This is a genomic window from Acetivibrio clariflavus DSM 19732 (assembly GCF_000237085.1).
GTDB classification, from domain to species: domain Bacteria; phylum Bacillota; class Clostridia; order Acetivibrionales; family Acetivibrionaceae; genus Acetivibrio; species Acetivibrio clariflavus.
This window is the reverse complement of record NC_016627.1, coordinates 2,509,995-2,522,252: the sequence shown is the minus strand read 5'-3', so window position 1 is coordinate 2,522,252 and position 12,258 is coordinate 2,509,995. Positions and strand designations below refer to the sequence as shown.

Annotated in this window: 8 protein-coding genes and 1 pseudogene; 7 read left to right on the top strand and 2 right to left on the bottom strand. The window is 37.8% G+C overall.

Going from position 1 to position 12,258, the window contains the following annotated elements:
* Positions 1 to 9 precede the first annotated feature (9 nt).
* The 3 genes from CLOCL_RS10685 to CLOCL_RS10675 all read left to right on the top strand — a co-directional run bounded on the left by CLOCL_RS10685 (position 10) and on the right by CLOCL_RS10675 (position 6,030).
* A complete protein-coding gene (locus CLOCL_RS10685; RefSeq protein WP_245532779.1) occupies positions 10 to 801 on the top strand; it encodes an ATPase in 792 nt (263 codons plus the stop codon).
* A gap of 161 nt (positions 802 to 962) precedes the next feature.
* On the top strand, positions 963 to 1,364 hold the full coding sequence (locus CLOCL_RS10680; RefSeq protein WP_014255366.1) for a coiled-coil domain-containing protein: 402 nt from the start codon (positions 963 to 965) through the stop codon (positions 1,362 to 1,364).
* 550 nt (positions 1,365 to 1,914) lie between these two features.
* Positions 1,915 to 6,030, top strand: a complete 4,116-nt coding sequence (locus tag CLOCL_RS10675) for an endo-1,4-beta-xylanase (protein ID WP_014255365.1) — start codon at positions 1,915 to 1,917, stop codon at positions 6,028 to 6,030.
* 62 nt (positions 6,031 to 6,092) lie between these two features.
* On the opposite strand, the gene CLOCL_RS10670 is transcribed toward CLOCL_RS10675, so the two are convergent.
* On the bottom strand, positions 6,093 to 6,839 hold the full coding sequence (locus tag CLOCL_RS10670; protein ID WP_014255364.1) for a type 1 glutamine amidotransferase: 747 nt from the start codon (positions 6,837 to 6,839) through the stop codon (positions 6,093 to 6,095).
* 1 nt (position 6,840) lies between these two features.
* Positions 6,841 to 8,244 carry a Mur ligase family protein gene (locus CLOCL_RS10665; protein ID WP_014255363.1) on the bottom strand — a complete coding sequence of 468 codons (1,404 nt, stop codon included), beginning with the start codon at positions 8,242 to 8,244 and terminating at the stop codon, positions 6,841 to 6,843.
* A gap of 290 nt (positions 8,245 to 8,534) precedes the next feature.
* On the opposite strand from CLOCL_RS10665, the pseudogene murA reads away from it, so the two are divergent.
* The 4 genes and pseudogenes from murA to ftsA form a co-directional block, all read left to right on the top strand.
* Positions 8,535 to 9,464 (top strand): annotated as a pseudogene (murA, locus tag CLOCL_RS10660) (UDP-N-acetylglucosamine 1-carboxyvinyltransferase); the annotation flags it as partial.
* A gap of 13 nt (positions 9,465 to 9,477) precedes the next feature.
* Complete coding sequence (locus CLOCL_RS10655) at positions 9,478 to 10,344, top strand: cell division protein FtsQ/DivIB (protein WP_014255362.1); 867 nt, start codon at positions 9,478 to 9,480, stop codon at positions 10,342 to 10,344.
* A gap of 12 nt (positions 10,345 to 10,356) precedes the next feature.
* Complete coding sequence (locus CLOCL_RS10650) at positions 10,357 to 10,722, top strand: small basic family protein (protein ID WP_014255361.1); 366 nt, start codon at positions 10,357 to 10,359, stop codon at positions 10,720 to 10,722.
* A gap of 206 nt (positions 10,723 to 10,928) precedes the next feature.
* A complete protein-coding gene (gene ftsA / locus CLOCL_RS10645) occupies positions 10,929 to 12,164 on the top strand; it encodes a cell division protein FtsA (protein WP_014255360.1) in 1,236 nt (411 codons plus the stop codon).
* Positions 12,165 to 12,258 lie beyond the last annotated feature (94 nt).

Below are 12,258 nucleotides of genomic sequence, written 5' to 3'. Positions count from 1 at the left end.
CCCGGTGCTGTGGACGAGATTATACATCTTGGCGATTTCTGGAATGAAGAGGGGATACGTAAACACAAAAGAGAGATAATGGATGATAACCGGGAAGTGGGTAGGAATTTCAGAAGGGCATACAGGTACATAAAAGGGGCCTATTCCTTTTATGAGGACAGCATGGAAATTATAAGCTGGGGGATTGACAATGCCAAAGTCAATTCAGTTGCAAAAGAATTTATAGACCTCTTGTTTGGAGATACTGATACAGCGAAAAAGGAAGGCAGTATAAGGCGGCTTTTTGCAAGTGCGATAACGCCTAACGGGTATGTTAACTATTTGTCTACCCTGTTGGAAGGTAATAAGGTCTATATGTTGGAAGGCAGGCCCGGAACAGGGACTGAGAAAGTAATTTCAAAGGTTATGGAAACAGCAGTTGAAAAAGGGTATGATGTTGAGGCTTATTATTGCGCATTAAATCCCCTGAAGCTTGAGCATTTGGTTATACCTAAACTGGGAGTGGCCCTTGCTACTTCAAATGAATATCACAAAATTAATATAAAAGACATTGTACCTATAAATCTTGATGAATATATAGATAATAAGATATTGGATAAATATAAGTGCGAGCTGGAATACAACAAGGAGCAGTTCGATTCTATCATGGATAGCGCAATAAAAAGCATTGCCAAGGCAAAAGAAATTCATGATAGAATGGAAACCTATTATATATCCAATATGGACTTTGAAGCAATTAAGATATGTTTTGAGGTTACACTGACAAGAATTCTGCAATATGCCGAGGAGTCAAAATTATAAGACTATATTGAAAAAATTGTTTACACATAACCGAAATTTAAGGAATATAAAAAATCTCAGAAAATAGACGTTTCTGAGATTTTTTATATTAAAAAAATAAATAAAAAAATCTGTTTAAAAAATAAGAATTTAATGATATACTGTTTGAGGAGAGTGATGCTATGGAGAATAAGTTATATGAAATGATGGAAAGGATATATAGCGAATTAACCAGTTTTAAGTTGGAAGTAAATCAAAGGTTTGATGAAATAGACAGAAAATTTGATGAGGTAGATAAAAAGTTTGACGGGGTAAATCAAAGGATTGATGATGCCAATAAAAATATATATGAACTCAATCAAAGGGTAGATGAGGCTAATAAAAGTATTTATGAACTAAATAAAAAAGTAGATAAAAATAATGCTTTACTTGAAAAAGCAAATGATAATATTAAGATATTGGCAGAGGTTCAGCAAAATCATTTTGAAATTAACGAACGCAGACACGAAGAAATGAATGAGATGAACAGAGAAGAAGTGGAATTATTGAAAAGTGCGATACAGCATATATCACAGAATATTTAGGGTGTTTAAAAGTTTAAACGGCACAGATTTTTTCACAGAGCCGACAATGAATTTCCAAAAGCCAATTAACATATAAATTTAACAAATCGATGGATTTTACGGGATGGACTGTTGAAAGTCCATTTTTTATTTTTTATGTTAAATTCCAAAAACATTTGAATATGAGGAAAATGCATTGAATTTACAGATTAAGTTTTTTTATTGATTGAAATTATTGTTGCGAAACTCCCGATTAAGATATAATATTTAGTAGAGAAACTATTTTTAATTATAACCTATATCTGAATTAAAATATATCCTTCCAATGCAGTATTCAATTTAGTTAGATCTTATATGGAAAGCACTTTCTGATATTGTAATAGTGTTGTTTACACGCTGATAATCTTTAGATTCCGCAATAGGCATTATATTAAGTAAATAATATCGAAGTAATATATATGATTTTATAATTTTTTGTTATTGTCACTGTTATCGGATATTCTGTCGGGTTTGCTTTTGCACGCCTGATGGGATATTTATATAAAAAATATTAAAACAAGGGGGAACAAAAATGAAAGCTAGGGGAATTATTTCACTAGTGACAGTGCTGAGTTTTTTAGTTTCGGCACTATTTATAGGAAATGTATCGGCTTTCACAGTTGAGCAGGAAACAAATTTGTTTCCGTTTGCCACAGGGTTTGAAAACGGTACACTTTCTGGCGTAAATAACAAGTATACCGAGAAAAACACAATTGTCTCCGATATTGCTCACGGAGGAACAAAAAGTTTAAAAGTATCGGACAGGACTTATGCCTGGGAAGGTCCGCAAATTAACCTTTTGGGCAAAGTGGAAAAAGGTGAGACCTATTATTGTTCAGCCTGGGTATACCAGGATTCCGGAGAACCGCAGACTTTCAGAATGACAGCTTATAGCTGTGATGATACCAGCGAAGATCTCTATGACAGCAAGTTCTATACAACCATAGCAGAGAATCTTGAAGTTCCAAGCGGAGAATGGACAAGATTGGAAGGTTTGTATACCTATAAATATGAAGGTTCGCCTATAGATATGGTTATATATGTTGAAGCAGCAGAAATCGGTTTTGATTTCTATGTTGACGATATAATTATAGTTGGTCCGGCTGTTGTAAACAGCAATTTTGAAAACAACAGCACAGCGGGTTGGAGCGGTGCAGGTTCAGTCCTGGCCATAAGCGATAAAGTTGCCAATAGCGGCGACTACAGCATGGAAGTTACAGGAAGAAGCAATCCATGGGAAGGCCCTACAGTCAATTTAATGGGCAAGCTGGTTAAAGGAAACACTTATTATGCTTCGGCATGGGTATATCAGGACAGCGGAGAGCCTCAGCCTTTCAAATTTACAGCCTACTGTCCCGATGACACCAGTGAAAACCTATATGACGCCAAGTTTTATACAACTGTAGCAGAGAATCTTGAAGTTCCAAGCGGAAAGTGGACCAAATTGGAAGGTTTGTATACCTATGATTACACCGGAGAACCTTTAGGCCTTACTTTCTATTTGGAATCACCGGAATTGGGTTTTGATTTCTTTGTGGATGACATAGTTATTGCAGGTAAAATTAAAGATCCGAAAGAAGATGCAATAATATGCAATACAAGCTTTGAAGAATCCAAATTTGACGGCTGGACTGCCAACGGTACCGGTACTGACGCAAAGCTTTATATCAACGGATCTACTGCTCATGGCGGTTTCAAGAGCCTGTTTGTTACCGGCAGAGCAGACACATGGCAGGGAGCAAAATTCGACCTTATGAATAAAGTAAAGAAGGGTCAGACTATAGAAGTATCCATGTGGGTTTATCAAACTTCTGGAAAACCCCAGGAGATGAGAATAACAATCTGTACTGATGCCGACGGGGATCCTACATATAACACAATAGCTGTGGATTATGAAGTTCCAAGCCGTACATGGGTTGAATTGAAAGGAACTTATACCATTACATATACCGGTGAATTGGAACAGCTCTTTATATATGTTGAATCAGGCCATCCTACAACAGAAATAGGTATAGACGATGTGCTCATAGTTGCACCATTGCCTGAGGAAGGTATTGAACCGGACATTCCTTCACTGAAAGATGTCTATGCCGACTATTTCCCTATTGGGGTTGCAGTACCGTCTTCGGCATTTGATAACCAACTTCAGTCGGATTTGATTAAAAAGCACTTTAACAGTATTACTGCCGAAAACGATATGAAGATTGACTCAATGCAGCCAAGAGAAGGTAGTTTCAATTTTGCGAAAGGCGATCGTTATGTTGAATTTACTCAGGAAAACGGAATGCGTTTAAGAGGCCATACTCTTTTATGGCATCAGGCAGTACCGAGCTGGATATTTGTTGATGATGAAGGAAATGATGTATCAAGGGAAGTACTCTTAGAGAGAATGAAAACACACATTAAGACTTTGATTAAGTACTATGGCGACAAAGTTGAAGTTTGGGATGTTGTAAACGAAGCCATTGGAGACAGCCAGCCTTATGGTCTCAGAAATTCCAAGTGGAGACAGATTATTGGTGACGACTATGTTATAAAAGCCTTTGATTATGCTTATGAGGCCCTTGTTGAGGAAGGTCTTGTAGGTAAAGTAAAACTATACTACAACGACTACAACAATGAGGAAAATCCTCAAAAGAGAGAAGCAATGCTTAACTTGGTTAAAGAACTTAAAGAAAAATCTCACATCGACGGTGTTGGACATCAAGGTCATATTGGAATAAACTATGGCTCAGTAGAAGGAATTAAAGAGACTTTAAAAGGTTATCTTGACTTAGGACTTGAAGTTGAGATTACAGAGTTGGATATGTCGGTATATAACAGTTTGACTGAACCAAACGCACCGATAACTGAGGAACAGTTAATTAAACAGGCATACAAATATAAAGAACTTTTCGATATGTTGAAGAAGCTTGCTGAAGAGTACCCTGGTAAAATAAAGGGAGTTACTTTCTGGGGATTAAAAGATGATATGACCTGGTTGAACTACCATGACGGTATAAGCAGAACCGATGCACCATTGCTGTTCGACAAATACGGAAAAGCAAAATACGCATACTGGGCATTGGTCGATGCTTCAAAGCTGCCTGTATTCATAAATAATGCACTGTCCTTTAAGGGAAGTCCAATTATTGACGGCAGCAAAGATGATGTATGGGATATAGCAAAGAGCGTAAATATTGTTGACTCGAACGGCAATGTAAAAGGAACAGTCAAGACTTTGTGGGATGACGAGAACCTTTATGCTTTGCTGAAGGTGAATGGAGAACCGTCAAAAATTGAGTTCTACATTGATGAAAACAACAGCAAGAATGAAAGAAACGAAACGGAAGATGTTTACTATGCCTTTACAGCTTCCGGTGAAACTACCGGTGCAGTTACGGTAATTTCGAACAAAACAGAGGACGGTTATGAGTTTGAAGTTTGCATGCCGTTTATTGACAGTCCTGCAAGTAAAATAGGCTTTGATGTAAGGCTGACTTATGGTGAAGGCGATGCAGCAGTAAAGGTCAGCTGGAACGACACAAAAAATAACCAGGATGCGGATACTTCCGGTTACGGTGTTTTGAGGCTTATCAATCCTAAGTATACTGAAGCTCTAAAAGGTACTCCGATTATTGACGGAGAAGTGGATGATATTTGGGCAGATGCAAACGAAATTTCCACTGATATAATTACTGCAGGAACCAATCCTTCAAAAGCTACTGTTAAAACATTGTGGGATGAAAATTACTTATATGTTTTGGCTTATGTGGAGGACAATAACTTATGCGACGCAGCTGAAAATCCGTGGGAGCAGGATTCAATTGAGTTCTTTATTGACGAAAACAACGGAAGAACTGCCGAATATGAATATGATGATGCCCAATACCGTGTAAACTACAATAATGTACAATCTTATGGTGCCAACTGTCTTGACGACAAATTTGTTACGGTAACAAAATTTGTGTATGGCGAGGACACAGTAACGGGATACCTTGTAGAAGCAGCAGTTCCGTTTAAGACACCAAAAAGCGCAGGACACATAATGGGCTTTGATGTACAGGTAAATGACGATTCCGATGCCAATGGAGTAAGAGACGGAATGTCCAACTGGAATGACGCAACAGGAGTCGGTTACAAGAACACCGAAGCTTTCGGTCTGTTAAAACTCGTTGAGGGTGCAGATAAATATAGCGTTTCCGGTTACATCAAATCCGACTTTATGTATAATGAAGATAAGCTTTCCGAGATAGAATCTGGCTTTGTAGTGGAAATAGTGGGAACAGGTTTGAAAGCCGAATCCAAAGACGGATATTTTAAAATATCCGGAGTACCTGCAAGGGAAGAAGGATATACACTTAAAATTACAAAGGCAAACTATCTTGCAAGGGAGATAAAAAATGTTGTTGTTACCGGAAATATCGAAATATCTACACAAGATGCACCAATAATTATGTGGGCTGGAGATATGGTAATAAACGGCCAGCAGGATAATGCTATTAATATGGAAGATATAATGCATATATGTAAATCCTACAATGCTGTAAAAGGCGATGACAGGTATGAAGAAAGCAGCGACATCAACAAAGACGGTGCTATAAATATGGAAGATATTATGATTGTAGGTAAGCATTATAACAGAATCTCTTCCCATTACGATAATTGATTAAATATGATACTGAATTAAAAAACTCCGAAGGTTTCGGCCTTCGGAGCTTTTTTATCTGTTTATCCCACTATTCTTTGAATCATGGTTTTACGCGCCAGTTCTTCAAATTCATCATTCAGTTTCTCAAGAGAATCAAAATCCTTATATTTCTGCTTGAGGGCAAGGGTAATAAGGTAGTCGGTCAGGTGAGGATTTTTAGGAAGCAGACTGCCATGGGAATAGGAACAATAGACATTTTTGTAGATTGCACCTTCAAATCCGTCTTCACCGTTATTGCCATAACCTTTGACAATCTTTCCGAGGGGTCTGACGGAAGGACCTAAGTAAGTCCTGCCGGAATGGTTTTCGAAACCTACAACTCTTCCGTCAAAGCTGTCGGTTTTTAAAAAGTCGCACTCAAAGCAAAAGTTTCCTATCATTCGTTTTTTGCTTCCGATAGTCCAAAGGTCAAGGGCTCTCAGGAACTCTATTTCTTTTCCGTCCCAGGTTTTGTAGTAGTTCCCCAGAAGTTGATAGCCACCGCAGATGGCAAGAAAGATTTTATCGTTTTCAATGGCATTTCTGATCTCATTGCCCTTTTTATTCAATACGTCATCCTGTATTACTTCCTGTTCAAAATCCTGGCCGCCGCCAAGAAAGATAATATCGTATTTTTCAGCATCAAATTTATCGCCGATGCTGATGTCGGATATGTTAACTTTAATTCCCCGCCATTGTGAACGTCTGGCAATTGCAATGATATTTCCTCTGTCTCCATAGAGGTTCAGCAAATCGGGATACAGATGACATATATTCAGCTCATACATACTATTTCCAAAACTCCTTTAATCCAAATTTCTTCCTGAGCAGCTTTCTGATATCCAGCATAGCCGTATACGTAGGAAGTATATAAAAATTGTGGCCGGTTTCCGTATTGGAAAGTCCTTTTGCCAAAAGTTCTTCATAGTTCTTTACAATATGGATTTTACTGCAGTCTATTCCCGCATATTTTAGCCTTACGGCCATATCTTCGGCTCTGATACCCGACACGTAAAAGTTGTCAATTCTTTCTTGAGCATCTTCCAGTATTTCGAAGTCAACATCCCATAACCAAGATATATCGGTACCGTCAGCCAGTCTATCGTTTATAAGAAATGCAACTTGCATGTTTTTATCTTCTGTCATGAGGAAATTCAAAACCTGGTTAAAACCGGTAGGGTTTTTGACCAAAATAACTTTTATGGTTTTACCTTCGGTTGAAATTGTCTCCATTCTTCCGAAACCGCATTCAAAGTTTTCCAGGGCTTCAACAAGGTTGTCGGAAGAAAGCTCCAAAGCTGTAGCACAAGCAGTGGCAGCCAAAGCATTGTAAATGTTATAAAGCCCGGGGAGGTTGATTTTTGCCTGCAATGTTTTGTTCTCCAGCTCACTTTCTTTTGAGATTATGGAGAATAATACATTGGAATGGGAAGTGTTTAATTCCAGCACTTTTTCACAGGTTACCCGGCTCTGAGGCCTGCAGTAACCGCAGGAACTGCAGACAAAGGTGCCAAGGTGCCCGTAAACATGATTTTCGTAGTCATATTTGGTTTTGCAGAATATGCAGAACATAGCATCGGAATTGACAAGTTTCTCAGCCGAAGAGTATGCTTCCTTTGCAAAACCGTAATAGACGACTTCCTTGCCGCTGTCTTTTCCTAAAGAAGCACATAAAGAGTCATCGGCGTTTAAAACAAGCTTTGTTTTTTGGCATTTGCCGATTCCCGATTTTACGCTGTTCAAAGTGGAGTACAATTCGCCATAGCGGTCCAGCTGATCTCTGAAGAAGTTTGTTACCACAAGAACATCCGGTTCAATATAGTCGGTTACTACGTTAAAGGCAGCCTCGTCAACCTCAATAAGGGCTATGGGTGCCTTTGCCCTGCCGCGTAGGTCAACCGAGTCAATAAAAGTTGTAACAATACCTCCGAAGAGGTTTGCCCCTGATTTGTTCGAAATGTATTTCAGATTGTTAACTTTCAAAATTTCGCCTATTATCCTGGTGGTAGTAGTTTTACCGTTGGTACCGGTTACCATGATTATTTTATAATCCCTGGATATAACCTTTATTATATCGGGATAAAGTTTCCGGGCAACTTTGCCGGGAAGAGTGGTACCTCCGCTTTTTAGCAGTCTCAGTGCAAAAACCAGTATTTTGGTAACTATTATTGTAAACGTAAGTCTTATGTTCATACAGGTCCCTACTTCTAAATTTATTTTTTTATACTGCCTTCTTCCAATTGGAGGAAGGAAGCAAGAACAAGTTGGCAAAATGCTCTGAGTAATTATTATAACATAAAGGTTTTGTATTATATATATAAAATTTTAAGACAGAATAGTTTTATATAGATTATGACCACTATCGGTTACAATATTATTATAAATTTCAATTATACGGAAAGTATTTCCGCAAAAAAATATTTGATACATTAATTTTTAAGTGATAAAATGTTATAGATATAGAACAATGTGCCAATAATTTTTCACACTCAGGCGGGTGTGAAATAGGTCCGAGACCTATAGATTTGCACCTGAAGGCAATGCGGAAGATGGGAGTAAAGGTCCATGATGCCCACCACGGATTTATTTACTGTGAGGCCGATAAACTGAAAGGTGCGGATATACAACTGGATTTCCCAAGTGTCGGAGCAACAGAGAATATAATGCTGGCAGCGGTGTTTGCAGAAGGGGACACGATTATAAGGCATGCAGCAAGAGAACCGGAAATTGTTGATCTGCAAAAATTCCTTATAGGTATGGGCGTGGATATAACTGGGGCCGGTACGAGTATTATAAGGATAAAAGGGAATAATAAAAAACTGCGGGATGTTGAGCACACTGTGATTCCCGACAGAATAGTAGCAGGTACATATCTGGTGGCGGCGGCAATAACCGGCGGTGATATTACACTTAGAAGCGTTATGCCGGAACATTTGATACCTGTGATTACATACTTGAGAGAATGCGGCTGCCGTATAAATACAAAAAAGAATACAATACATATTTTCGGACCAACCAGACCAAAGGCAATTGATATAATAAGAACTTTACCGTATCCGGGATTTCCGACGGATATGCAGTCCCAGTTTATCTCACTGCTTTCCATAGCGCGCGGAACAAGTATTTTTGTTGAAACAATCTTTGAAAACCGTTACAAACATGTTGAAGAGCTTATGAGAATGGGTGCCGATATTAAACTTGAAGGACGGCTGGCAGTAATAAAAGGTGTGAAGGGGCTCACTGGGGCAACGGTTACCGCAAGGGATTTAAGAGGCGGTGCCGCATTGGTATTGGCCGGTCTTGCTGCAGAAGGCACAACAGTTGTCAGTGGTACGAAGCATATTGACAGAGGATACGAAAAAATCGAAGAAAGACTGTCGCAAGTCGGAGCATTAATTACTAGGGAAGAATAAAGGGGTTAGTGTTTTGAGTAAAAAGAATCAAGGGACTGGTAAGCCGAGGGAAGCGGATAGAATATACAAAAGAAAAGCCAGAAGACGAAAAAGGAGATTGAAATTTTTTAGGTCTCTCCTGCTGAGTGTCTTATTTGTGGGAACTTTAGTTCTCCTTGCACTGTCACCGCTGTTTAATATAAGTTCCATCAGCGTTTCGGGAAATATTCATTATGATGCAAACGAAATAATAGGAGTAACCAATCTGGTTGTGGGAAATAATTGGTTTAGGACGAATGGTTGGGATGTTAAGAGCATATTATTGTTTAGATCCATCCAGGCGGAAAAAAGCATTGAGGAAAAATGTCACTATGTTAAAAAAGCTTCCGTTAGGCTGGGGATTCCCAATAAAGTAAATATTGCTTTGACGGAAAGAGATCCCTTTGTAGTCAGTCCTTACATGGATAAATATTTGATTATTGATAAAGAAGGTTATATACTTGATTTGAAGGATGATATTTCCGGCTTGAATTTGCCTTGTGTTAAAGGGCTGGGCTTTGACGGCTGTCAATTGGGACAAGCTTTAAATGCAGAGGACAGCAGGAAATTTGATATATATATAAAGGTAGTTGATGAAATTAAAAATTTGGATAATGATAATGTTTATGACAGCAGCAAAGCAATTTTTAAATATGTGAACTATATTGATGTTTCGGATTGGGATAATATCGGTCTTATGCTGGATTCGAGGATTAAAGTCAATCTTGGAAATTATAAAAAAATAAGCAATTACCGATTAAGTTTTTTAAGAGAGGTTTTTTTCAACAAGCTGGACAAAAACGATAAAGGTTATTTGGATTTTACAACAGGGGACACCCCGAGTTTTATTCCGGAACAATAGGAGGACAATGTTATGTTACCTTTGCTGGGATTAATTATCGGTATTATATTGGGGATATTTATTCCTTACGATATCCCTGCGGCATATTCGAATTATGTGGCCATTGCTATACTTGCTGCCTTAGATTCTGTATTTGGAGGCGTTTTGGCAACTTTACAGAAGAAATTCAATCTAAGTGTATTCCTGACAGGATTTTTCGGCAATGCCGTTTTGGCAGCAATATTGGCATATATAGGCGATAAGCTGGGTATTCAGCTTTATCTTGCAGCAGTATTCGCTTTCGGAAACCGACTGTTTTTGAATTTTGCAATTATTCGTAGAATACTATTGAATAAACTTTCAAAAAAAGATAATATAATAAATAATACTGAAAATTAAGTAGAAAATTATGGATTTCAAATACTTTATAAACAAATATTATGTTAATTGGATTCAATTTTATTTTTAAATACATATAAGTTGCAATAATAAAAAAACAAAGTATACAATGTAATGAATTATTGGGGTATTTTCCAAAAAATTTACCTATGACAAAAAGCTGTGCCTATTAAGTACATGCCTTGGATTATGGGAGGTTCACACTTGTGGAGAATATAATAAGTTGCGTTGACATAGGGTCTTCAAAAATATGTACATTAATTGCAAGAGCCAGCGACACCGGCGAACTGGAAGTATTGGGAAAGGCCATGGAACCGTGCAGCGGCATAAAAAAAGGGATAATAGTTGATATAGAGAGTACGGCCAATTCAATTAAAAACTGTATGATAAAAGCACAATCTCTGGCAAATGTTGAAGTGGATTCAGCGTATGTTAATATAATGGGAATACATGCCGATATAATTCATAATAAAAGCGGTATAAGTATTTCCGGTGAAGACAGGGAGATTACCGTAAATGATGTGAGAAGAGTTTTGCAAAGTGCAGAGAATGTTAACCTGCCCCAGGATAGACAGGTTATCGATGTAATACCGATACAGTATATTGTGGACGGGTATGATGAAATTGTAGACCCTGTCGGAATGTCGGGGGGAAAATTAGAAGTTGAAGTTGATGTAGTTGCAGGAAAAATTACTTTTGTGCAGAATATATTAAAGAGCATGGAAAAAGCTGGGTTAAAGGTTAACGGTTTTGTACTTGAAGGCCTGGCTGCAGCGGAAGTTGCTCTTACCCAGGAAGAAAAGGATATGGGAGTAATACTTATTGATGTAGGCGGAGGTATTACCAACATATCGGTTATAAAAAACAACAGACTGGTCTATTTCGGTGCAATACCGGTGGGCGGAGACCATATTTCCAACGATATTTCCATAGGACTTAGAATACCATACAATGAAGCGGATAAACTAAAAAGGGAATATGAACTTGCGCTTACTTCCCTGATAAAAAATGACCAGGAAATTACAGTGAACGAAATAAATGAAAATAAAAAGAAGAACATAAAGGTATCCGAAATTGTTGAAATAATAGAAGCAAGAGTTCAGGAGATATTTTATCTTTGCAAAGAACAGCTGAAAGAAGCAAATGTGTTGAATGGCTATGGAAAAGGAGTTGTACTGGCAGGCGGAGGTATTTCCTATATCGACGGAAATATTCAGTTGGCCTATGAAATGTTTGATTTGCCGGTAAGGATTGCGTCTTATAGAGTTTCAAACATAAGCCAACAGGAGTTTTTAATTGCTGCCGGCTGTGCAAAATATATTGTGAACAGATTCGGTGCCAAGGAATCGGATTGCAAAGGCAAGAAGGCGAAAAAGAAAAAGGAAAGGAATCCGGGTGGTATTTTGAAAAAATTGGCAAATCTATTTAATAATTTGTTTTAATATTCTAGTTTGTTTTCAAACCAAAACATTCTTGCATAAATCCTGATATTAAGATATTATTAAATATTGAAAGAATGGAATTGACAAAATGTAA